Origin of the sequence: Polymorphospora sp. NPDC051019, from assembly GCF_040683055.1 — a bacterium.
GTDB classification, from domain to species: Bacteria; Actinomycetota; Actinomycetes; order Mycobacteriales; family Micromonosporaceae; genus Polymorphospora; species Polymorphospora lycopeni.
Window position 1 is genome coordinate 121,568 of the sequence record NZ_JBFBCH010000021.1, and the last position, 20,901, is coordinate 142,468.

At 69.8% G+C, this 20,901-nt stretch carries 21 protein-coding genes; 6 read left to right on the forward strand and 15 right to left on the reverse strand.

Features of this window, described 5'->3' with window-relative positions:
- Positions 1–65: 65 nt before the first annotated feature.
- On the reverse strand, positions 66–656 hold the full coding sequence (locus tag AB0M79_RS29260; RefSeq protein ID WP_364219689.1) for a hypothetical protein: 591 nt from the start codon (positions 654–656) through the stop codon (positions 66–68).
- A 132-nt stretch (positions 657–788) separates the two neighbouring features.
- Here AB0M79_RS29260 and AB0M79_RS29265 point away from each other — a divergent pair, with 132 nt between their 5' ends.
- From AB0M79_RS29265 to AB0M79_RS29285, 5 genes are all read left to right on the forward strand, one after another.
- Entirely contained in the window at positions 789–1,472 is a 684-nt protein-coding gene (locus AB0M79_RS29265; protein ID WP_364219692.1) for a helix-turn-helix domain-containing protein, read from the forward strand.
- Positions 1,469–1,699 (forward strand): hypothetical protein, encoded by a 231-nt coding sequence (locus AB0M79_RS29270; RefSeq protein WP_364219695.1) that lies wholly within the window; start codon positions 1,469–1,471, stop codon positions 1,697–1,699. Before AB0M79_RS29265 ends, AB0M79_RS29270 begins: the two co-directional genes overlap by 4 nt.
- Entirely contained in the window at positions 1,696–2,439 is a 744-nt protein-coding gene (locus AB0M79_RS29275) for an MIP/aquaporin family protein (RefSeq protein WP_364219698.1), read from the forward strand. Before AB0M79_RS29270 ends, AB0M79_RS29275 begins: the two co-directional genes overlap by 4 nt.
- Before the next feature lie 82 nt (positions 2,440–2,521).
- Positions 2,522–2,929 (forward strand): arsenate reductase ArsC, encoded by a 408-nt coding sequence (locus AB0M79_RS29280; RefSeq protein WP_364219701.1) that lies wholly within the window; start codon positions 2,522–2,524, stop codon positions 2,927–2,929.
- Between the two features lie 115 nt (positions 2,930–3,044).
- Positions 3,045–3,416, forward strand: a complete 372-nt coding sequence (locus AB0M79_RS29285) for a metalloregulator ArsR/SmtB family transcription factor (RefSeq protein ID WP_364219758.1) — start codon at positions 3,045–3,047, stop codon at positions 3,414–3,416.
- Between the two features lie 219 nt (positions 3,417–3,635).
- Here AB0M79_RS29285 and AB0M79_RS29290 read toward each other — a convergent pair whose 3' ends face one another.
- Together AB0M79_RS29290 and AB0M79_RS29295 are read right to left on the reverse strand one after the other, a co-directional pair.
- Positions 3,636–5,057, reverse strand: a complete 1,422-nt coding sequence (locus tag AB0M79_RS29290) for a M28 family peptidase (RefSeq protein ID WP_364219704.1) — start codon at positions 5,055–5,057, stop codon at positions 3,636–3,638.
- Between the two features lie 638 nt (positions 5,058–5,695).
- Positions 5,696–6,166 (reverse strand): ArsI/CadI family heavy metal resistance metalloenzyme, encoded by a 471-nt coding sequence (locus AB0M79_RS29295; RefSeq protein WP_364219707.1) that lies wholly within the window; start codon positions 6,164–6,166, stop codon positions 5,696–5,698.
- Positions 6,167–6,288: 122 nt separating this feature from the next.
- Between AB0M79_RS29295 and AB0M79_RS29300 the strand changes: the two genes are divergently transcribed.
- Positions 6,289–6,654, forward strand: coding sequence for a metalloregulator ArsR/SmtB family transcription factor (locus AB0M79_RS29300; protein WP_364219710.1), 366 nt, complete (start codon positions 6,289–6,291; stop codon positions 6,652–6,654).
- A 388-nt stretch (positions 6,655–7,042) separates the two neighbouring features.
- On the opposite strand, the gene AB0M79_RS29305 is transcribed toward AB0M79_RS29300, so the two are convergent.
- From AB0M79_RS29305 to AB0M79_RS29360, 12 genes are all read right to left on the reverse strand, one after another.
- Entirely contained in the window at positions 7,043–7,837 is a 795-nt protein-coding gene (locus tag AB0M79_RS29305; protein ID WP_364219713.1) for an aquaporin, read from the reverse strand.
- Positions 7,830–8,930, reverse strand: a complete 1,101-nt coding sequence (locus tag AB0M79_RS29310) for a GTP-binding protein (protein ID WP_364219716.1) — start codon at positions 8,928–8,930, stop codon at positions 7,830–7,832. Before AB0M79_RS29310 ends, AB0M79_RS29305 begins: the two co-directional genes overlap by 8 nt.
- A gap of 246 nt (positions 8,931–9,176) precedes the next feature.
- On the reverse strand, positions 9,177–10,430 hold the full coding sequence (locus AB0M79_RS29315; protein ID WP_364219719.1) for an ATP-grasp domain-containing protein: 1,254 nt from the start codon (positions 10,428–10,430) through the stop codon (positions 9,177–9,179).
- Positions 10,414–10,998, reverse strand: coding sequence for a metalloregulator ArsR/SmtB family transcription factor (locus AB0M79_RS29320; RefSeq protein WP_364219722.1), 585 nt, complete (start codon positions 10,996–10,998; stop codon positions 10,414–10,416). Before AB0M79_RS29320 ends, AB0M79_RS29315 begins: the two co-directional genes overlap by 17 nt.
- Before the next feature lie 86 nt (positions 10,999–11,084).
- A complete protein-coding gene (locus AB0M79_RS29325) occupies positions 11,085–11,852 on the reverse strand; it encodes a methyltransferase domain-containing protein (RefSeq protein ID WP_364219725.1) in 768 nt (255 codons plus the stop codon).
- Positions 11,853–11,877: 25 nt separating this feature from the next.
- The gene (locus AB0M79_RS29330) at positions 11,878–13,137 is read right to left on the reverse strand and encodes a GNAT family N-acetyltransferase (protein WP_364219728.1); all 1,260 of its coding nucleotides are present in this window, start codon (positions 13,135–13,137) and stop codon (positions 11,878–11,880) included.
- Between the two features lie 34 nt (positions 13,138–13,171).
- Positions 13,172–14,401 carry an RCCLKC-tail radical SAM protein gene (locus AB0M79_RS29335; RefSeq protein ID WP_364219731.1) on the reverse strand — a complete coding sequence of 410 codons (1,230 nt, stop codon included), beginning with the start codon at positions 14,399–14,401 and terminating at the stop codon, positions 13,172–13,174.
- 436 nt (positions 14,402–14,837) lie between these two features.
- Entirely contained in the window at positions 14,838–15,908 is a 1,071-nt protein-coding gene (locus tag AB0M79_RS29340) for a permease (protein ID WP_364219734.1), read from the reverse strand.
- A gap of 279 nt (positions 15,909–16,187) precedes the next feature.
- A complete protein-coding gene (locus AB0M79_RS29345; protein ID WP_364219737.1) occupies positions 16,188–16,709 on the reverse strand; it encodes a hypothetical protein in 522 nt (173 codons plus the stop codon).
- 783 nt (positions 16,710–17,492) lie between these two features.
- Positions 17,493–18,860 carry a pyridoxal-dependent decarboxylase gene (locus AB0M79_RS29350; RefSeq protein WP_364219740.1) on the reverse strand — a complete coding sequence of 456 codons (1,368 nt, stop codon included), beginning with the start codon at positions 18,858–18,860 and terminating at the stop codon, positions 17,493–17,495.
- Positions 18,861–19,088: 228 nt separating this feature from the next.
- Positions 19,089–20,159, reverse strand: a complete 1,071-nt coding sequence (locus AB0M79_RS29355) for a hypothetical protein (RefSeq protein WP_364219743.1) — start codon at positions 20,157–20,159, stop codon at positions 19,089–19,091.
- Positions 20,156–20,644 (reverse strand): SigE family RNA polymerase sigma factor, encoded by a 489-nt coding sequence (locus AB0M79_RS29360; RefSeq protein WP_364219746.1) that lies wholly within the window; start codon positions 20,642–20,644, stop codon positions 20,156–20,158. The genes AB0M79_RS29355 and AB0M79_RS29360 overlap by 4 nt, the downstream gene beginning before the upstream one ends.
- Between the last annotated feature and the right edge of the window lie 257 nt (positions 20,645–20,901).

Consider the following 20,901-nt stretch of genomic DNA (forward strand, 5'->3'; position numbering starts at 1 on the left):
CCGACGAATTGCCGAAAACCGTGGGCCGCCGACGCGTACGTCGACGGCCCACAGTCGCGACCCGCTCAGCCGATGGCGCGTTCGAGCAGGGTGCGGTGGCGGATCATCCAGTCTGCGGCGCGGGACCGCCAAGCCAATGCCCATAGCGGCGCCGGGTCGGTCGAGCCCGGAGTGATCCGGGCTCGGGCCGCCTCCGCGGCACAATCCCGGATCGCGAACTCGATCATCCGGCCGACCAGACCTTCTCGGTCAGCCCTCGACAGTTCATATCCATCGAGGAACAACCGGAGGTGCCGGGCCCGTGTAATGGCGTCCGGCAGGCCGTTGCGATCGGCCACGTCATCATCGTGCAACTGCGCGTTCCAGCAGCCGGTGGCGACCACCTCGTCGATACGGTCGACCGGGCCCGCGAGAGTCCAGTCGATGAACGCCGCTGGGCGACCGTCGCGCGCGACGGTATGCCACGGCCCGGCGTCGCAGCGGCCGATCACCGATTCAGGGCCGTCGTGGTGCATCCACCATGGCTTCCACACCGCGTCTGGCGAGGGTTCGAAACTGGCGGTGGCGAGGTGCAGGTCAGGCAACAGGCTGCCGACCTGCCAGGTCCCCTCCTCCGACCAGGTATGCGGATGGACGATGCCGCCCTCGATCGACATCGAGGTCGTCCATCTGTTCTCAGCCGCGTGAGCTGAGGTAGGCCTTGCGCTCGTCTCCGAACTGGCCGTCCTCCGCGTGGTGCCGGCGAGACCTACTTGACTCAGCAAAACAGCTCAGCAATCATTGAGTCAATGAAGGATGAGTCTTCTTCCCTTGGTAGGCGAGCCCGGATCCATGCCGCCCTCGGCGATCCGGCACGCCTGGCGATCGTGGACGCGCTCACCCTGGGCGATGCCTCCCCTGGGGAGATCGCGCACGCCCTCGACATGCCGACCAACCTGGTCGCCCACCACGTCAAGGTCCTCACCGGCGCTGGCATTGTCATCAGGGGCCGCTCCGAGGGCGACCGGCGACGCACCTACCTGCGGCTACGCCCCGAGGCGCTGGCCGCTCTCGCCACCCCGCGTCTGGCGGGCGTCGGTCGGGTGGTGTTCGTATGCACCCACAACTCGGCCCGCTCGCAGTTGGCCGCCGCGCTCTGGAGGCAGCGCGCCCACGGCGATGTCGCCTCCGCCGGCACGAAGCCCGCCACCCGGGTGCATCCCCGCGCAGTGGCCGTGGCCCACCGCCACCACCTCGACCTCGACCCGACCGGCACCGCCCACGTCACCGAGGTCGTCCGCCGCGACGACCTGGTGATCGCCGTATGCGACAACGCCCACGAGGAACTGACCGGCCCGATCCACCGACTGCACTGGTCGGTCCCGGACCCGGTGCGCGTGGATACCGACGAGGCGTTCGAAGCCGCGTACGCCGACCTCGCCGATCGCGTCGACCGGCTCGCCCCCGCCATCCTGCCCGGAGGTCCCCGATGACCGCCACCGCCTATCCCCACCAGGGGATCACTCTCGACCAGCAGGTTGCCCCGCACACCGCCGCGACGCGACTCGCCGGGCTCGACCCAGTCGACGTGCGGCCGATCCGCGACGAGACCGAGCGCCGAGTCCGTCGTCTGCCCGACGAGTTGAACGTCCCTGCCACCCGACAACCGATCTGCCCGACGATCCGGGACCGCAACACCAGGGGAGAGGCAGACCGATGACCATTGCCCTTCGGCGGCGCCTGCTGGCTGAGTTCACCGGCACCGCCCTGCTGGTCACCGCTGTCGTCGGCTCCGGCATCATGGCCACGGCCCTTTCCCCCGGTGACCTGGGCCTGCAACTGCTGGAGAACTCCACCGCCACCGCGTTCGCCCTCGGCGCGCTGATCCTGATCTTCGGGCCGGTCTCCGGCGCGCACTTCAACCCCGTCGTCTCCGCCGCTGACTGGTTCCTCGGTCGCCGCGCCGGCACCGGCCTCACCGCCCGCGACCTGGGCGGCTATGTGGTGGCGCAGGTCCTGGGCGCGATCGCCGGATCAGTGCTGGCGAACCTGATGTTCGACCTGGCCGCCGTCGACCTTTCCGGCAAGGACCGCGCCGGCGGTCACCTGTGGTTCGGCGAGGTCGTTGCCACCGCCGGCCTGATCCTGCTGATCTTCGCCCTCGCACGCTCCGGCCGCGCCCCGGCGGCACCCGCCGCGGTCGGGGCCTACATCGGCGCCGCCTACTGGTTCACCTCGTCCACCTCGTTCGCCAACCCGGCGGTCACCATCGGCCGTGCGTTCACCGACACCTTCGCCGGTATCGCCCCCGGCTCGGTGCCCGCGTTCGTCGTGGCCCAGTTCGTCGGCCTCGCCGTCGGTGTCGGTCTGCTCGCGGCCCTCTACCCCGACGCGGGCGCCGCTGCCGACCAGGTCGTCGTGCCCAAGGACGAGGACGCCGCTGTCGGCCGCCGATCGTGACAACACCGTACCCACAAGAACAGCGTGCTCGGCCTGGTCCGGGCTTCGTCAACCGCCGCCGTGACCCCCGGGAAGGCACCTGATGAGCGACAAGCCCAGCGTCCTGTTCGTCTGCGTCCACAACGCCGGCCGTTCCCAGATGGCCGCCGGCTGGCTGCGCCACTTCGCCGCCGACACCGTCGAGGTCCGCTCCGCCGGCTCCGCGCCCGCCGAGACCGTCAACCCGGCCGCCGTCGAGGCGATGCGGGAGGTCGGGATCGACATCACCGACCAGACCCCCACGCTCCTGGAGTACGCCACCGCCGAGTCGTCGGACGTCATTGTCACCATGGGCTGCGGCGACACCTGCCCTGTCTTCCCGGGCAAGCGCTACGAGGACTGGAAGCTCGATGACCCCGCCGGTAAGGGCGTCGACGCCGTCCGGCCGATCCGCGACGAGATCCGTGCCCGCGTGGAGAAGCTCCTCACCGAACTTCGTCCCACCGTCTGACCCCCCCCGGCCAGCGCCGCCCGCCGACCTGCCGGATCCAGACGGCTCCCGCCCGAACAAACTCACGGTGATCCAGGCCTCGTTTCACCGGCTTACCGATGGTGTTGCTGCGACCATGCAATACGTGGGATCCGCGAAGATTACAACGCCTGCCATCTCGCCCCTTGCCGGCGAGCCGATCAAACGTGCCGACGCCGAGCGCCTCGCCGGAGTGCTGAAGGCCTTCGCCGACCCGGCCCGGCTGCGACTGATCAGCCTGATCCAGTCGTCTCCGTCGGGGGAAGCGTCCGTGACCGACCTCACCGCGCCGCTCGGGCTCTCCCAGCCGACCGTGAGTCATCACCTTCGGATCCTCACCGAGGCCGGCCTGCTCGAGCGCGACAAGCGCGGCGTCTGGGTGTACTACCGCCTGGTGCCGTCCGCGATTGCGGGAATCGCCGATCTGTTGACGCCGCCTCGCAAGCGGGCGATGAAGAAGGTCCGCTGACCGACACCCGTCAGGCAGTGGCGGCGAGCCCCAGCGGCAGGATCCGGCCGCAGCTGACGTGAGGTCGGATCTGCTCGCAGTCTCGCTGGCGTCGAGGACGCGCGGTGGTTTCGGTGCTTGGGCTGGTCGAGGTGCTGGCGCATATCGTGCCGAGCCCGGACGGGTAGGACCACTACTGGCGGCGGCGCTCGATCTCGGCTGGGCGCTCGTCGTAGTTGATCACGCTGCCCGGCGGAACCGGGCAGCGTGCCTTGCGGTGAGCCAGACGGTCGCGACGACGAGCCGTGCGAGCGCGACGAGGGACGCCGGCTGGACGCGGTCGGGAGTGTCGGCGGGGCTGTGGTCGCCGCCCATGCCCGCGCCGATCCCCACCGTCGCGAGCCCGGCGGCGGCGTACCGGCGGTCGTCCGAGATCAACGGGCGCGGGGAGAGGGGGAGGCAGACGTGTCGGCCGGCCTGGTCGACGGTCGCGAGCAGGCGGTGTGCGTCGCCACCGGCCCCGACGTGTGCGGCCCTACGGACCAGTCCGGCGCCGTCGATGCTGATCACCAGTGGCCTGGCGCCATCAGATGCGAGCGTGGCGGCGTGATGGGCGGCTCCACGGCCACCGAGCGCTTCGGCGTCCAGCAGCGCTACCCGCAGCGCGGTCCGTGGTGGCGGCGCGGCAGCCAGCAGGCGGGCCGCCTCGAGTACGACGGCGACGCCGCCGGCATGGCTCGCGGCCGGCTGGCGCAGTCCCGGCACGTCGCCGACGCCGTCGAAGTGCGCGGTCAACAGGATCTCCAGGTCGGCGTCCCGGGCGGTCGCGAAGCTCGCGTGGATGTTGGCGGCCGTCAGGTCGAGCCGGCGGATCGGTGCGTTCGCCGACCACCAGCCGCGCCGCTGCGCCGCTGCCCCATGGACCGCCGCGTGAAGGTTCGGTTCCAGGGCGAGCATCGGTAGGGGACCGGCGTCGGTGCCGGCCAGCGTCGTCGTGAGCCACCCGTCGATGCCAGTGGACCCGGGAAGGAGCAGACCGCAGGAGCGGCCGGCGTGTCCGTACGCGTCGAAGACGCTCATCGCCGCCGGGACGACCAGCCAGCGGCCGGTCGGATCGCCCTGTCCGGCGACCGCCAGTTCACCGCGGCGGATCAGTGGTGCGTCGGACGAGGTCAGGTGCAGGCCGACGTCGCGGCCGAACACCGGCTCTCGCAGTGCTCGGCCGTCGTTCCAGCGCACCTGTGGCGCCGCGTACACCTCCGGTACGCGAGGTGCGTCGAACGGGGCGACAGCGACCGTTGCACCGAGTTCTGCAAGCTGGCCCGCGAGCCACGCCCGTGCCGCGGCGCCACCGGGCGTGCCGGCCCGGCGGCCGGCGAACCGTTTGTCGGCGAGGCAGTTGACTGTGGTGGTCATGCGCCTGGCGGATATCTGCGCCAGCACGAGGTCGAGGGCCCGGACGGTGTTCGCCGTCGAGACAGGCACGTTCGTCGGCGGCAGGGGACCGTGATCCGTTGGCTGCTCGCCGGTGCGCCCTGACGCGTCGGGGAACAGGGCGACCCCATCGGTGTGCGGTGGAACGGTGCGCCTCGCAGGCGTGGTGGCGGCGAGTGCCTCGTCCGGATCCTCGGCGAACCCGCCGGTCGCCTCGGCTCGCCTCATGGTCGGAACCCGGTCTCGCTGCGGACGCTGCACGCGGCTGGGCGAAGGGTGCCGGGACGGCGGTCGTGCGACGCGGCGGTGGTGGGTTCGGTGCGGTTGCGGTGGAACCGCGCTCTGGTCGGCCGGCAGCTGAACGGGTCCATGGCGGCCCTCCTTCGCAGCTCTCGGCTGTCTAGACAATTCTCTAAGCAACCGTGCACGCTGATTCGAGAGCTGTCAACCTAGACCTACGTCGAAACAAGTCATGCGGCTGCCTCGATGCCTCGTCGGCGACGCCCACCGCCGACGAGCCGGGCCGGTCTGGTGCGGGCGGCCGTACTCCAACCTCTACCTGGCTCTGTGCCCGCACCCCGCCAGGGCGGTGGCTGTCTGCCGCCGCGCCGTCGGTGGCCACCGGGAACGGCACCCGAGAGGTCGCTTCGCTTACGACCGGTGGTGCGGTCCCGTTCGGGTGGGGCCGCACCACCGGTTTCAGGTTTCCCGACTCGCGTCGGATGGCTGGAGACGACCGTTGCGATACGCGGTGTTCCGCAGCCCACGACGGTGGTCCTGCCCTGGAAACGCTGGGATCGCGGTGGAGTACCGGGGCTCCAGCCGGCCGTCGTGACGCCGACGGTGCCTGCCGAGAAGTCGGATTTTCAGGCGGGGGTGCAGCAGATGCCGGCGGCGGTCGGGCTGCTGGCGGGCTGCTCCTCGGCGGCCGGGGTGCAGCAGGCGCTCTCGGTGGCCTTCGTCAGGTGGGGGGAGTCGGCCTTGACGGTGTAGACCTCCCAGGGTTCGTCGCCGGGACCGCGTACCCAGACCTTGTCCTGTAGGGCGTAGCAGCATTCGGTGCTGTTCTCCTCCAGGGTCACCAGGCCGGCCTCGGTGAGGCGCCGGGTGGCCGCGTCGACCTCGTCGGTGCCGGGGACCTCGACACCGAGGTGGTCCATGACCGTGGGTCGGTCGGGCTCGCCTTCGAGCAGGACGAGCTTCAGCGGCGGGTTCTCGACGGCGAAGTTGGCGTATCCGGGGCGACGCTTGGCCGGCTCGGTGTCGAACAGCTTGCTGTAGAAGGCGATGGAGCCTTCCAGGTCGGATACACGCAGGGCGAGCTGGACGCGGGACATGGGTGTCCTCTCAATGGTCGTGCATCGACGCGCGGCAGGCCGTAGCGGCTGCTGCTTGTCTAGATGCTTTTCGAATCAGGCCCACTGTTGCACGCTGTTTCGAGAACCGTCAAACTAGAGGTATGTCGAAGCAACCGGTGGTGGACCCCGACCTGGTGGCCTGCTGCCCGCCGATCGCGACCCGCCGTCTGGAGGCGAACCAGGCGGAGGTCATCGCACCGATGTTCCGGGCCCTGGGCGATCCGGTCCGGCTGCGGCTGATGTCGATGATCGCCTCGGTGCCCGAGATCTGCGTCTGCGACCTGACCCCGGAGTTCGCCCTGTCCGGGCCGACCATCTCCCATCACCTCAAGGTGCTGCGCGACGCCGGCCTGGTCGAGTCCGACCGGCGTGGCACCTGGGTCTGGTACCGGGTCAGAGCCGACGCGTTCCGCCAGCTCGGTGCCCTGCTGCGTGTCCCCGCGCCCACCGCGGAAGCGTCGGCGTGAAGCACGCATCGGAGAACGTCGTCATAGCCCTGCCGCCGCGACCCGTCGGCCTCCGATAACCCATCCGCCCGGCACCGGCGGGATCACGATCGTTGCCATGACCGACCGGCACGCTGACCCGGTCCTGGACATCTACCGCCTCGGGATCGCCACCGGCAACGCCACCTCCGGCGGCTGACCGGCACGACAAACGCGCGTCGGCTGCCCCGACCTTCGAGGGCCGGGACAGCCGACGCGCCTCGACCGTCGACGGTCTTCGTGCCGGCAGAGCGCGGTGCTGCCTTCACAACCAGCACCGCTTGTGACCACTGACGAGCCCGGAACCTGAACCCGTCCTACCGCCCGGCGGCGCCGGACCGGAGGCACCGCCGTCGACGGCTGGTGCTCGTCATCGGGACGCCACGGCGTCGGTCGACATGTCTGGCGCGCCCGTCTTGCTGTCGTCGGTCGCGCCGCGTTGGCGGACGATTCGGGCGGCCCGGGCCGGTGCGTCGGGGTAGAGCAACCGGACCAGGGCGTAGGCGAGGCCGCCGCCGATGAGCTGCATGAGGATGAACGGCAGCACCGACGACGGCGTGATTCCCGCGAATGTGTCGGAGAACATGCGGGCGACCGTGACGGCCGGGTTGGCGAAACTGGTGGAGCTGGTGAACCAGTAGGCGGCGGTGATGTACCCGGCGACGCCGACGGCGATGGTGTTGGTCCGGCCGGACCGGGCCATGCCGAAGATGACCATCACCAGGCCGAGGGTGGCGACTACCTCACCGAGCCACAGGTTCGGTGTGTCGCGTTGGGTGCTGGAGATGCTGACCGCCGAAAGGTCGAACATCAGGTTGGCCACGACCGCGCCGACGAATCCGCCCACCAGTTGCGCGGCGATGAGGACGGCGGCGGTGGTGGCCTTGACGGCGCCGAGCGCGAGTTCGACGAGCGTGACGACAGGGTTGAACGCGGCCGACACCGGTTGCAGGGCGAGGATGAGCGCGACCAGGATGCCGCCGGTGATCAGGGAGTTCTGCAGCAGTTGCAGGCCCACGTCATCGGGTGAGAGGCGGGTGGCGGCGATGCCGGAGCCGATGACGGTCGCGACGAGGAAGGCGGTACCGACGAGTTCGGCGACCGCGGCACGGATGACCGGCATCGTGCTGTGCGGCTGCGGCCGGTCCGGGCCGTGGTCAGACATCGGCGGCGGCGAGTCGGTGGATCGGGCGGGGGTAGCCGGGCTTGAACGAGTTCGCCTCGGCCGCCCGGGACCGGGTTCCGGCGATGTTGTCGGCGTGCGCGACGGCGTCGAGCACCGCCTGGTCGAGGACGGCGGGCTCGCAGGCGACCCGCGCGTTGACCGTGGCTGTCGCGGTCGTGGGGGAGCCGGCGGCGGTCAGGTCGACCGACGGGGTGGTGCCCGAGCCGGTGATGCTCATCTTGGTCAGTTCGCCGTCGCTGTCGACGGTGAGCTTGGCGTGCCCGATCTCCGCGCCAGCGGCCTGCATGTTCTCCGCCAGGTGCGTCAGCAGGCTGCTCGCCCACACGTCCGGGGAGAATCCGGCGCCGTCGGCGTCGATGACGAATTCCTGGTTGAGCCAGGCCAGCTGTGCCTCCGCCGCCGCGTACCGGTCGTAGTCGATGTCGAGGTCCGCGGCCCAGCTCGCCGGCTGCTCCCATGCGTGCAGCAGGTCGGTCAGGCCGGTTCCGGTCTTCGCCGAGTAGCCGATGACGGTCGCCTCCGGGTAGGCGCGGCGCAGGTCGTCGATGACGCGGTCCTGGTCGTCCTGGCCGATGAGGTCGATCTTGTTGACGGCCAGGACGTCGGACTCGCGCAGCTGCTGGCTGAACAGGTAGGACAGGTCGGACTCCGGCTCGCCGCGTTCGGCGGCCCGGGTGAAGGCCCGCAGGCGCATCGGGTCCACCACGGTCGCCAGCGGCGCGACGACGAACTGGTCGCCGTAGAACTTGCGCAGGGGCCGGACCACGGTGGCCTGCAGATCGGTGCAGCTCCCAACCGCCTCGGCGATGACGACGTCGACGTCCCCGCCGGCGATGAGTTCCTCGACGACCTCGATCAGGTCCTCGAACCGGCAGCAGAAGCAGCCGCCGGTCACCTCGGCCACCGAGTCGAGGCTGCTGCGGACGAGCTTCGTGTCGACCAGTTCCGTCCCTTGGTCGTTGGTGACGACTGCGACGCGCTTCCCTTGCTGCTGCAGGTGCCGGGCGGCCGCGACCAGCGTCGTGGTCTTGCCCGCACCGAGGAAACCGCTGAGTGCGATAAATGTGATCACGGGGCCTCTTCCTCCGGTCGATACGTCGGGATGGCATACGCAATACGACGCCACTGACCTCAGGCCCTGAATAGTGGGTGAGAACTGCGGTCGGTCAGTGAATCGCTTGATCGAAATGATCCCGGTGCCTGTAACACTTGTCAACGGTCGGCTCTTGGGCTGATACGCGTTTCATGACTTGTTTTCGGGCGCGTTGTATCTACCGGCCGGGGCAGTTCTGATGTCGGTCCGATTGGCGGGTTATTCTCAGATGGCTTTGTATTCCAACTCGATCATGTCGTGGGCGCGTTCGAGTTCGGCGTTCGTCTGTTCGACCGAGTCCGTCACGGCGATCACGTATCCGTACCGGGAGAGGAACCCCCGCGGTGGCAGTGCCAGATCCTGGCCGGGCTGCCCGGTCGCCACCGCGGCATGCACTCCCGCCCTGAGCAGGTCGGTACGTACTCGCAGGTTCAGGATCCGGCAGTCGACCGGCGGGTACAGGAACCGGATACCAGCCACCCGTCGACGGGTCGGACGGCTGGTGGAATAGCACCCGGTGGCGATCTGCCCGGCGGCGACGGCGAAGTCGACACCGGTGGCCAGATAACCGAGGTGCGGGATGAAATCGCCACCGAGTCGGGCGTTGATCTCAATGAGACGTGGACCGTCACGAGTCAGCCGGAATTCGGTGTGAGTCATGCCGTCGGTGAGACCGAGCCCGGAATGAATTAGACGGAGTTGGTCGTTCAACGCCTCATCGGCGAATAGTGGATCGGCGCCGTCGATGAGGTGAACGGTTTCCTCGAAGTACGGAGCCAGCCCCGTCTGTTTGCGGGCCAGGGCGAGCGGAATGACGTTTCCGTCGACGACGGCGCTGTCGACACTGATCTCCGGCCCGTCGAGGTATTCCTCCACGAGCACATCCGCGCCGTCGCGTACGACACCCGGAAGAGTTGCGGCGTCGGCGGTGCGGTACGCCCGCACCAGCGCCTGCTCGTCCTCGACCCGTTGCACGCCGATACTGCCGGCCAGCCGTCGCGCCTTCACGACGACCGGGTAGCCGATCGCGGCGGCGGATTCCACCGCCTCGACCTGACCGGTCACGGTGACCGACCGGGGTTGGCCGACGCCGTGACCGGCCAGGATCCGGCGGGTGGCCGCCTTGTCGCGGCAGGCGGCGACCGCCTGCGGCGGGCTGCCGGGCAGGCCGAGTTGTTCGGCGGCGACGGCGGTGGCATCGATGACCCACTCGTCGTAGCTGAACAGGCCGGCGACCGGTGCGACCTCGGACCCGATGCGGCGGACGGCCCCGACCAGGGCCGCCGGATCGTGGGTGTCGACAAGGGTGAATCCGGTCAGGTAGGGCCGGTGCCAGCTGGGTTCGATGGCGTCCAGCAGCCACAGCCGGAAATGGGGTGCCAGCGCGGCGAGGATGTACTCCCGGTAGCGGCGGTCCCCGCTGCCGACCAGTGCGAGCAGCGGGCCATCCTGTCCGGGGCTGCTACTCCTGTCGCCCATGTCGTCGGTCTCCGTTGTCGAGGTGCGGCCACGCCGGCAGCGTCGGGGTGGGTGCGGGGGAGCGACCCATGACGACGTCGGCGGCGGTCGGGAACTTCGTGATGCAGCTGTGGTTGACCGAGTAGAGCCGGGAGGTTCCCTCGCGGGTGTAGGTGACGAAGCCGACCGCGAGCAACGCCTTGAGGTGGTGCGAGACGAGGGACTGCCCCAACCCGAGTTCGTCGACGATGTTGCCGACCGAGACGGGTTCGGTGCGGCGGCTCAGATAGCTGAGGATGATGATCCGGGTCGGATCCGACAGCGCCTGGAACCAACGGGCGTACGTCTCGGCGGTCTCCCGGTCCAGGGGCTGGTCGTCACCGGACACCGGGCCCGGCTCGGACGTGGCGCCGTTCTGGCTGGTGCCGCTGCGCGACCAGGCACCGCCGGACCGCTCGGCGGCCGGCCGACGGTCCGCGGTGAGGTAGATGCCCGGGCGGTGTCCGGACGGCCACCCACGCGCCGCGATGATCATGGCTGCCAGCGCTGTGGCGGCGACCTGGTAGGCGACCAGAGTGGTGTCGAACACTGCTTCTCCCTCGTCCGGCGGACCGATCCGGCGCTGCCGCTCGTTCAAGGCCAGCTGATCGGTGGGCGCTATTGGGAGCATGCCTGTTAAGCGGAGGCGCTGTCATCTGAGGTGATCGGTGTCGCCGGTTTCCGGGCCCGGATGATTGCGGCATGCATCCCGTCGGCGGCCTCGTGGGTGAAGACAACCTCCGGGTCCACCAGGCCGGCCCGCGTGAGTACGTCGTGGTACTCGCTGACCGACAGCGCACCCGCGACACACTCGGCACGGCTGCCCCGGGCGGCGCGGTCGTCGGCGGACAGCCGATCCTCTGCGACGACGTCACTGATCCCGATCCGGCCACCGGGCACCAGCACCCGGCTCATCTCCTGACACACCGCCAGCTTGTCGACCGACAGGTTGATCACGCAGTTGGAGATGACCACGTCCACGGTCTCCGCCGGCAGCGGGATCGCCTCGATGACGCCCTTGAGCAGCACGATGTTGTCCAGTTCGGCGTCGGCGATGTTGCGCCTGGCCACCGCGAGCATCTCTTCGAGGAAGTCCAGGCCGAAGACCTGCCCGTCCGCCCCGACCCGGCGGGCGCTGAGGATCAGGTCGAGGCCCGCCCCGGAACCCAGGTCCAGCACCGTCTCACCCTCGCGCAGCTCGGCGACCGCGGTCGGGTTGCCGCAGCCGAGACTTGCCAGCAGCGCCGGATCCGGCGCCTCGCCCGGGCCGATGCCCGCGTAGTTGACAGCACCGAAGGCGGTATCGGTGTCGTCGGCGCAGCAGGCCGAGCCGGCCGCGGCCGTACGCGCCTTGTCCCGGTAGTAGTCCTGGACATCCTGTTGCGGTGCAAGCGTCTCACTCACGGGAACCTCTTCCAGATCCTGGCGTTCAGCCGTCGGAGCAGCAGGCGCTGCCCGAGGCCGCGGTTTCGAGCAGGGGCAGACGGCTCGGCGCGGCCACGTCGCCGAAGGCGACACGCCGGGCCGCACCGAAGGCATCGAGCAGGGGATAGGCCCGTTCGCGGTGGGCGGCATCGGCCAGCACCAGACTCGTGGTGATCCGACGCGAGCTGCACCCACGCAGCACCTTCGCCTGATGGGCGCCGGCACCGAACTCCACCTGACGCAGCCCCTCGCGGTACGCGTCGCGGACCGGAGCGTTGAGCACCAGCGCGAAGTACAGGCCACTGCGATCACCGAGCCGGGCATAGTCGAACCCCGCCCACTTCGTCAGCAGGCGGTGCCCCTTGCGCAGCACCACGCACGAGGCGACCAGGTCGCCGTCGAGACTGCCGGTGTAGGCACGCAGGTCTGCACCGGCGTCCAACAGTTCGGCGAGCATCGTCTCGATGTGGGCCGGATTCTCCCCGGCACCGTTCTTCTCCCGGTTGAGGCAGGTCAACTCCGCGATCCGGGCGACGTGCGGCCGGATCGCCGCACCGTCGAGCCGCTGCACGGTCACACCGGCCGCGGCGACCCGGCGTTCGTCGGTGACGACCCGCTGCCGCTTCTTCTTCGGCAGCCCCACCAGATGCCCGTCCCAGTCCGCGGCGGCAAGCGGGATGTGGTCCTCGAAACCCCAGAAGGTGGTGTGACCACCCGCCGCGTCCAACGCGGCGGTCAGCGCGTCGTTACCCGGCCGGTCCGGTACCCACGGAGCGACCACACTGCGGATCCCGGCGCCGAACGCCGCCGGGACGAGCTGCTCGACCATCGTGGCGAACAGCGTCGGGGTCCAGAAGTTGTAGCCGATCTCGGTGCGGTAACCCAGCGGGGATCCCAACAACAGCGTGGGGAAGAAGGCATCCTCGCCCAGCGCGTCGACCTGGGCCGTGACACTCGGGGCCACATCCACCCCGCAGCACACGCTGTCACCCGACGGCGGCTGCCAGCCCAGATACGTACGGGGATCGTGGTCCACGGCCGGTGGCGCGGTCAGCACGTACCCGGGCAGCAGCGCCAGCTCGCCCCGACCCCGCGTGGCAACGGTGTGCCACGGCTTCGCCTCCGGCAGCGCCCGCTCCGTGGCGGCGAGGAACGTCGGCCCCACGTACGGCCACGCGTCCGTGAAGTCCGCGGACTCCCGGGCCCAGTCCATCTCGGGAAGCTGCTCGCCCGTACGGACGACGACGCGATGGGATCCACTCATACCTGTTGCCTCCTCCTACCGGCCGCCCGGCCCGTCAACACTTGACGCAGCAGCGGACGGCGCCCGCGTCCTCGGCTTCATTGCGGCGCTGCTGCCACAACGCCTCCACCCGCCGGTCGGGATGGGTCCAGTCGAGGTGGAAACCCTGATCCACGAGATCGACATCGGCCAGCCACGGCGACTGCAGCAGCGGTGAGCCCTTGAACAGCAGCAGCCTCGTCTGCAGCGCCGTCGGCTCCACCACCCGGGCCAGGCCCGTCTCGACCAGAAAGTCCTCGAAGGTCAGCAGTTCCTCGTAGCGTACCCAGGGAGTGAACGGGATGAAGGTCGGATTCAGCTCGAAACCGATCCGTTCCGCCTCCGCGATCGCCGCACGCATATGGGCGACATCGATACCCTTGTCGAAGATCCGCAGGATGCGGTCCGACGGGAACTCCAACGCCGACGTGACCCGCCGCAGCCCCAACGACACCAGCTCTTCCAGCAACTCCGGATAGTCGAGGATGTGATCGACCCGGGTGGTGAACTCGAACGTCGAGCCGGGAAACTCCGCCGCGATCTGGCGGACCACCTCGACCCCGAGAGTCCGCGAGTTGAAGAACTCCGCGTCGATGAAGAAGAAGTGCCGCACACCGTCGTCGGCGAGCTGCCGCGCGTCGGCGAGGACCGTCTCCAGCTGGTACGGCGCCACACCGCCGTCGTACGCCCCGTACACCGAGCAGTAGGTGCACTTGTGGTGACAGCCGCGGGAGACCTCGATGTTGCCCATCAGCCCCAGGCCGGTGTGGTGCGCGGGGTAGTGCACCAGCGACGGGAACAGGTGACGCGCCGGCGCCGTGGCCGTGATCCGCCGCCGTGGTGGCCGCGCGGTCATCCGGCTCGCCGTACGCAGCGCGGGAACCTGCGGCAGCGGAAGCTGCCCGACCGCCGCCTGGCACAGCTCCTGCGCGATCCGTTCCGGCTCGTCGAACGCGACCGCGTCGACCCTGGCCAGGAACTCGGTGCTGTTCATCTGGGCGTACTGGCCGAAGGCGACGATCGGCGCGCCCGGGTGGGCGGTCCGCAGCCTGGGGGCCAGGTCCACGGCCCGGTGCAGACCCTCGAACTGTTGCACCGACAACAGGACCAGGTCCACCTCGGCGTCGGGGAGGCGGTCGGGGAACGCGTGCGCGTCCCAGGCCGTCACCGCCGCCCCCTGGTCCTGCAGGGCAGCGGCGACGCAGGCCGACGCCAACGGTTGCAGTTCCGCTTCGAAGGAAGACACCACAAGCACCCGGGGATCAGGCAACGTAGCCCCCTATGTTCGCGCCACATGACCGGCGGCAGCCGACGATTGCCGGAGGCGACGAAGCATCCGGGTTCATCAGCTGGGTACCGCCGACGATGGCACCTTCACCAATCCGTGTCAATAGATTGATGGAGTTGGAATGTCCGAATCGGAAGCCTTTCCGTGATCTTGTAGCGGTTGCTGTCGCAGCCCCTGGCCTGCGCGTTTCGCGTCAACACGCCAAACTCGATCTTTCGGGATGAGTCCGGGACGATTGTGGTTTGGAGCGATCGGGCAGATCGTCTGACGTTTGTCCGAATTAGGATTGCCCGGCCCGGGGGCGGACATCCTGAACAGCTGATCCTCCGTATGGCGGTCCTCGGTCCGAGTGGGCCCCGCCATGCGGCCCGACCGACAAGCCGGCTGACCGTCGTCAAAGCACGAGTTGGGCGCCGAAGCCGATGATGATGCTGCCGAACACGCTGATCCCCAGATACGTCAGGAAGACCCGGTTGGTCACGACGCTACGGACCGCGACCATCGCCGGAACCGTGGTCACGGCACCGCCGAGCAGGAACGTCACGACCGCCCCCGGTGCCATCCCCTTGGCCAACAGGCCGTCGATGATCGGAATCGCGCCGACACCGTTGAGGTACAACGGCACACTGATCGCCGCCGCGAGCGGGATCGCCACCAGCGGATCCTTCCCGAGCAGGGTCGTGATCAGGTCACCCGGCACGTACATGATGATCAGCGCCTCGGCGACACAGGCCAGAACCAGCCACTTGCCCAGGGTCAGCGTGTCCCGGCCCATGTTCCGGAAGCTGATCTGCCAGTTCCGCCGGGTGCGCAGACTCGCCTTCGCCGCCGGCCACCACGGCCTGTCGTCGTCCTCGCCGCCGTCGGCGCCGGTCGAGCCACCGGGCCCCTGCGCCGCCGTCGCCGAGCAGTTGGCGGTCGCCTGCGCGGTGCCGCCACCGGCGGCCACCAGCGCCGGCTCCTCGGTGCGCTGCTGATCCTGCCCACACTGGGGGACCTCGAGTCGCTCCTGCTTCTCGTATCCGCGCCGAAGGACATTCTTGAACATCCCCCGCCGCTCCATGAGCAGGACGACGAAACCGGCCCCAACGCTGAGTATCACCGCGCCGACCAGGCGCGCCGTCGCCAACGGCATGCCGATCTGCGCCGCCGTCATCGCGAAGATCTCCGGATCCATCGCCGGCGAGGCCACCCAGAACGCCATCACCGCCGACAGGGGGATGCCGCCGGCGAGCAGCTTGCGGATGAGTGGGATGACGGTCAACGAGCAGAACGGGCTGAACGCCCCGATCGCCGCGGCCAGCACCACGCCGACCCAGCCCCGGCGTCGGAACGTGCGTCGCGCGATGATGTCGAGATAGAGCAGATCCACCATGGCCGAGATGAAGATCGCCAGGGCGAACCACGGCGCCAGTTGAACCAGATAGACCAGGGTGAGTCGCACGACCTCCACGACATCTTCCACGGCCCCTCCTCGCGGACGCGCTTCGGCCGGCACGGGCGGCCGCCGAGCGCACTCTATCAACCAACAACGATGATAGATAGATCCTGTCGTGGGTGGCCGTGAGGCGACCCGCGCCGATACCGCGGACGCACTACGAACAGTTGATCGCCACGCTCCGCGCACGCGGGGACGATCCCCGCGCCGAGCCCGTCGTCTGGCCGCCCGACCCAGGCGGAGCGCTGGCCGGATCGGGTTACAGGGGAGCCCGCGACCTTGCCGCGCCGACGTCCTGTCGGGCTGTCAGCCACCCGGCACGCGCTGGATTTTGGTGGGCCAAGGCCCAGGACGGCGGTGGTCGTTGACCTGCTCGATGGTGACCGGCCGCAGCGCCTGCCAGCCAACGCTTGTCACAGGTCGCGCCCGCCCAGCGAGACGTCGCAGAGCCTCGACGGCGCTGTCGTCCAGCGGATTGCCGCCGCCGTAGCCGACGAAGGCTATCGCCCCAGGGGTCGGCTCCCAGACGATCATTCCGGCGCCCTCACGTATGCCGGACAGCATCGCAGGCCGGCCGTGGACGGTCCCGGCGCTGACCGAACGCACCGCGAAGAGCTGGTCTTCGAAGCCGCCACTACTGGCAACCCCAGCATGAATCCAGCCCGAGCCGAGGGCTTGCCCCTCGCCGGCTGCCGCGCTGCTGTAGCCGACTTGACGCACGATCGGCGGTCGGTACGGCCCAGTCGAAATCACCGTATAGCCATTAGGCGGATCCACGCCCGGCCGGCCAGCGACGACAGTTGTTCGAGCAGCAGGCGCGATCAGCATGGACTGGCCAACATCTCCACGGACGCGGGCGTGTCCACCAGCGACCGGCCATGTGACCGCCGCATCCGTCGCTATACCTGTAACCCCGTTGACGTTGACGTGACGTCCCGCAGTCGGAACCTCGACCGGGAATGCCACGACAGCACCGTGCCTGGCGAGCGAGCCGTCCGACCGGCGTACGACCACGGCCCACGGCCCGTCCAGGGCGGTGGGGTCACACCGTTGCTGGCTCAGATCTCGGTGCAGTCCGTCCCCCGGCTGCTCGAGAAGCAGGCCAGTGGCCCCGTCTGCCACCGCAGCGCCCTGGTCCGAACTGGCCGACGAACATGACTTCTCGGGATCAGTCGGCGCCGTCGGGCTCACCATAGGAGGCGTCGTGCTGCGTGACCCGTCACTGTCGTGTAGGACGAACAGTGCTGCCACGATGAGGGCGACGAAACTCGCTCCGATCAGCCACCGAGGTAGCGGCTGCAAGGACCGGTCGGGGCCGGAGTTGAGGATGTCCGGTTCATCATCCTGACCGCGATCCACGCCCCTGGACACCCCCTGTCAGCTGGGAAGGCAACAACGCGGCTTGCGCCGGGTTCGGCCGAAAACGCAAGGCGGCCTCATTGATCGCTACCGGACCTGGGGTGTCAGATCGTGCTGTGCTTCGGCGATGAAGTTCTATGGCAGAGCGACGCCATCGATGATCGACCCGCTGTCGCTCGGATGGGCCGGTGTTGGCGACAAGCCCTGCTTGTCGGTGAACACCAGCCTGCGGGAACGGGGAGATTCCCGGAGTCACGTGGCGAGGCGGACGATCGCGGCGGTGGACCGGTCCACGTCTTCCTCCGTCGTGGTGGCGTTCGATACCGAGATCCGCATCAGACGCCGCCCCCGCCAGGTCGTACCGCCTGCCCAGCATGTGCCGTCCGCCTGGACCGCCGCCACCACCCGGTCGGTGCGCGCGTCGTCGCCGAAGCCGACGAGCACCTGGTTGAGGACCACCTCGTTCGCGACCTCGAACCCGGCTGCGGTCAGGCCGGCGGCGAACCGGCGGGCCAGCGCACAGCAGCGGTCGACCAGCGCCGTGACCCCGTCGCGGCCCAGTTCCCGCAGTCCAGCCCAGACGGCGAACCCACGGGCCCGGCGCGAGGACTCGGCGGTGAAATCCCCTCCGGCTGGTACACCCCCGGAGCCGACCAGGTACGAGGCGGCAAAGGACATCGCCGCGGCATGCACATCCGGCCGGGCGCAGAACGCGAACCCTGAGTCGTAAGGAATATTCAGCCACTTGTGGCCGTCGCAGGCCCACGAGTCCGCCAGTTCCAGCCCGTCCACCAGATGCCGGGTGGCGGGGCTCGCCGCGGCCCACAGCCCGAACGCCCCGTCCACATGTACCCACCCGCCGTGCCGTCGGACCAGTTCGCACGCCTCCCGGAGGGGGTCGCAGGCGCCGGTGTTCACGTTGCCGGCCTGCAGGCACACGATGGTGGGGCCCGAGGGACCGCCTCGCAGCACCTCCCGCAGTGCCCCGAGACCAATCGCGCCGTTCGGCCCGGCCGGCACCGGCTCCACCAGATCCGTCCCGAGGCCGAGTAGACGCAGTGACCGGTCGATGGTCGCGTGCCGCTCCGCACCGGCGATCACCCGTATCGGCGGCGCCCCGAGCAGCCCGCGCCGTTCCACGTCCCAACCCGCGTCCGCCAAAACGTGGTGGCGGGCGGCAGCGAGACCAGCGGTGTTGGCCGCCTGGGCGCCGGTGACGAAACCGACCGATGCGGACGCCGGAATCCCCAGCAGCTCCTTCAACCAGACGCCGGCGGCGGCCTCGGCCGCGATCGCGGCCGGCGACGTGACGGCATTGGTCGCGAGCTGATCCCAACCGGCCGCGAGGATGTCGGCGGCGGTCGCGGCCGGCAGGGCACCGCCGACCACGAAGCCGAAGTACCGCGGGCCGGCACTGGCTACCAGGCCCGGTTCGGCCACGGCGAGCAGGTCCGCCAGCACCTGCTCCGGTGGGCAGGGCGCGGAGGGCAACGGGCCGGTGAACGCCTCAGCCAGTGCCCCCTGGTCGATCGACACTCCGACCGGCCGATCCGGCAACGATTCCCGGTAGCCGGCGGCATGATCAGCGGCCAACCGGAACAGGCGCCTCAGATCCTCCACCGACCCACCCCAATCCCCGGCGCACACCGAACTCGGCACCGCCATTCGGGACCGGAACGCTGCACGTACACCGTCTTGCCCAACGACCGCGGGCCACCGGAGCCTACCGGTCTGCCGCGGAGGTGCGCCGCGCTGCCGTGCCCGCCGCGTCGGGCGTGCGGCTACACGACAAACCGGAGACGCAGGCGTACGTCCAGGGGCTGACCCGGAACGCCGGGCGGGTACGGGCTACCGCGAGCCGACCCAGGACATCTCCGGCCACGGCCCGAAGTCGAACTCCTCGGCGATGCGGACGAGTTCGGCCAACGGCACCGTCTCGGGGGCCCCGCCCGACGGCTCGGCGGCGATCGGCGCGTCCAGCCCGACGAACACCGCGACCCCGTCCGGCAGGGTGAAGAAAAGGTGGCCGTTCTCGGGCACGTGCCAGCCGTCCGACCCGAGCACCCGCACCGGCCGGGCCGCCTGCTGGTTCAGCAACCCGGCGTGTGCACCGGGGCCGGAGAGCACCATCAGTTGCCGCCCGTCGCCGCCGGTGACCGAGACCAACTGCCGCCAGTCGGCTCCTTCGTGGTGCACGAAGAGTTGCCAGGGCCGGCCGGCCAGGCCGATCGGCAGCCAGCCCGGACGCGGTCCCACCCGGACGTGGCGCGGATCCGGTCGCGTCGACCGGGCGATGCGCAGGGCGACGTTGGCCCGCTGCTCGACGGTGTCGTCGCCGAGTACGGTCAGGATCAGTTGCGGCTCGCCGGGCGGCTGCCAGATGACGTGGACGTCCTGGGCGGCGTCCGGAATCTCGGGGCCGCGGACGAGTTGGCCGGCGACGCCGGCGACGTCGACGTCCTGCGTACGGCCGGTTGGCCGGTCGGCGTCCAGGGACTCGTGCCAGCCGACGGTGAGTGCGACGATCGGGGTCCGGGCGTCGGCTGTGCCGGGTCGCTCCCACTGTCGCGCGACGACCGGTGCCTCCTTGCCGGACACCAGGACCCGTAGTTGGCTCTGTCCGTGACCGGGAGGCAGCCAGGTCGGATGTTGATGTAGCGCGACCTCCAGCCAGCCGCCCCCGGGGCCGTCCGAGATCTCGGGAAAGCCGGTTCGAGGTCGGTCGAGGAGGCGCACCGTGCCCAGCCCGCCGAGGCCGACCGCCGCCGCGGCCACGCCGGTGCCGGCGAGCCGCAACACGAGGCGACGCTGCCGGTGCCGCCGGGTGCGGCCGGTGAGGTTCGCGCGGATGCGTTCCGGCCCGGGCGCCTCGTCGGCGATGGCGGTCAACGCCTCACGGATCGCTGCTGAATCGATCATCGCTGTTCCTTCGACGGCTGGAGCGTGGCGGTGCCCCGCAGGCTGGCGAGGGCGCGTGATGCCTGACTGCGTACCGTGGCGACGCTGCAGTCCATCAGCGCCGCGATGTCGGCGTCGGCCATGTCCTCGAGATAACGCAACGCGATCACGATCCGTTGCCTGGTCGGCAGGGCCCGGATCAGCCGGACGAGTGTGTCGCGCTGCACGACGGTCTCGGTGCGGTCGTCGACCGGGTCCGGCAGGTGGACCCGTTCTCGGCGTAGCCTGGCCGTCACCCGTCGGCGGGTCGACACCAGTTCGTTGACGATCATCTTGCGTACGTACGACTCGGGCAGGTCGAGCGCGTCGATCCGCGCCCACCGGGAATGTGCCTTGACGAGTACGTCCTGCACGACGTCCTCGGCCTGGTGCGGGTCGCCGGCCAGCACGGTGGCGTAGCGCAGCAGCGCCGGCAGCCGCGCCGCGACGAATTCCTCGAACGTCACTCGACCTCCCTGTTCGTCATGAACACGAAGCAGGGTGCCGTTTCTGTTGCAGCGTTTCCGGACCTCGTCGCCCGGACCGGGTGCCCCGGCGGCCGCCAGAATGCGCTTTCCTGCACCTGCGATGCACCTATTGACCGATCCTGATGGGTGGGGATAGCCTGCCGGGAAAGCGTTTTCTTCTACGTGGGGCAACACGGAGAACGGCGCGCCAACCTGCCGCCATGCCGTCCGCCCCCGTCCCCGGCTCCTCCGTCCGG

Excerpts from the sequence above, each read along its gene's own strand:
- AB0M79_RS29260 (WP_364219689.1), bottom strand. The coding sequence starts at position 656 with ATGTCGATCGAGGGCGGCATCGTCCATCCGCATACCTGGTCGGAGGAG.
- AB0M79_RS29265 (WP_364219692.1), top strand. The coding sequence starts at position 789 with ATGAAGGATGAGTCTTCTTCCCTTGGTAGGCGAGCCCGGATCCATGCC.
- AB0M79_RS29270 (WP_364219695.1), top strand. The coding sequence starts at position 1,469 with ATGACCGCCACCGCCTATCCCCACCAGGGGATCACTCTCGACCAGCAG.
- AB0M79_RS29275 (WP_364219698.1), top strand. The coding sequence starts at position 1,696 with ATGACCATTGCCCTTCGGCGGCGCCTGCTGGCTGAGTTCACCGGCACC.
- AB0M79_RS29280 (WP_364219701.1), top strand. The coding sequence starts at position 2,522 with ATGAGCGACAAGCCCAGCGTCCTGTTCGTCTGCGTCCACAACGCCGGC.
- AB0M79_RS29285 (WP_364219758.1), top strand. The coding sequence starts at position 3,045 with ATGCAATACGTGGGATCCGCGAAGATTACAACGCCTGCCATCTCGCCC.
- AB0M79_RS29290 (WP_364219704.1), bottom strand. The coding sequence starts at position 5,057 with ATGAGGCGAGCCGAGGCGACCGGCGGGTTCGCCGAGGATCCGGACGAG.
- AB0M79_RS29295 (WP_364219707.1), bottom strand. The coding sequence starts at position 6,166 with ATGTCCCGCGTCCAGCTCGCCCTGCGTGTATCCGACCTGGAAGGCTCC.
- AB0M79_RS29300 (WP_364219710.1), top strand. The coding sequence starts at position 6,289 with ATGTCGAAGCAACCGGTGGTGGACCCCGACCTGGTGGCCTGCTGCCCG.
- AB0M79_RS29305 (WP_364219713.1), bottom strand. The coding sequence starts at position 7,837 with ATGTCTGACCACGGCCCGGACCGGCCGCAGCCGCACAGCACGATGCCG.
- AB0M79_RS29315 (WP_364219719.1), bottom strand. The coding sequence starts at position 10,430 with ATGGGCGACAGGAGTAGCAGCCCCGGACAGGATGGCCCGCTGCTCGCA.
- AB0M79_RS29330 (WP_364219728.1), bottom strand. The coding sequence starts at position 13,137 with ATGAGTGGATCCCATCGCGTCGTCGTCCGTACGGGCGAGCAGCTTCCC.
- AB0M79_RS29345 (WP_364219737.1), bottom strand. The coding sequence starts at position 16,709 with ATGCTGATCGCGCCTGCTGCTCGAACAACTGTCGTCGCTGGCCGGCCG.
- AB0M79_RS29355 (WP_364219743.1), bottom strand. The coding sequence starts at position 20,159 with ATGATCGATTCAGCAGCGATCCGTGAGGCGTTGACCGCCATCGCCGAC.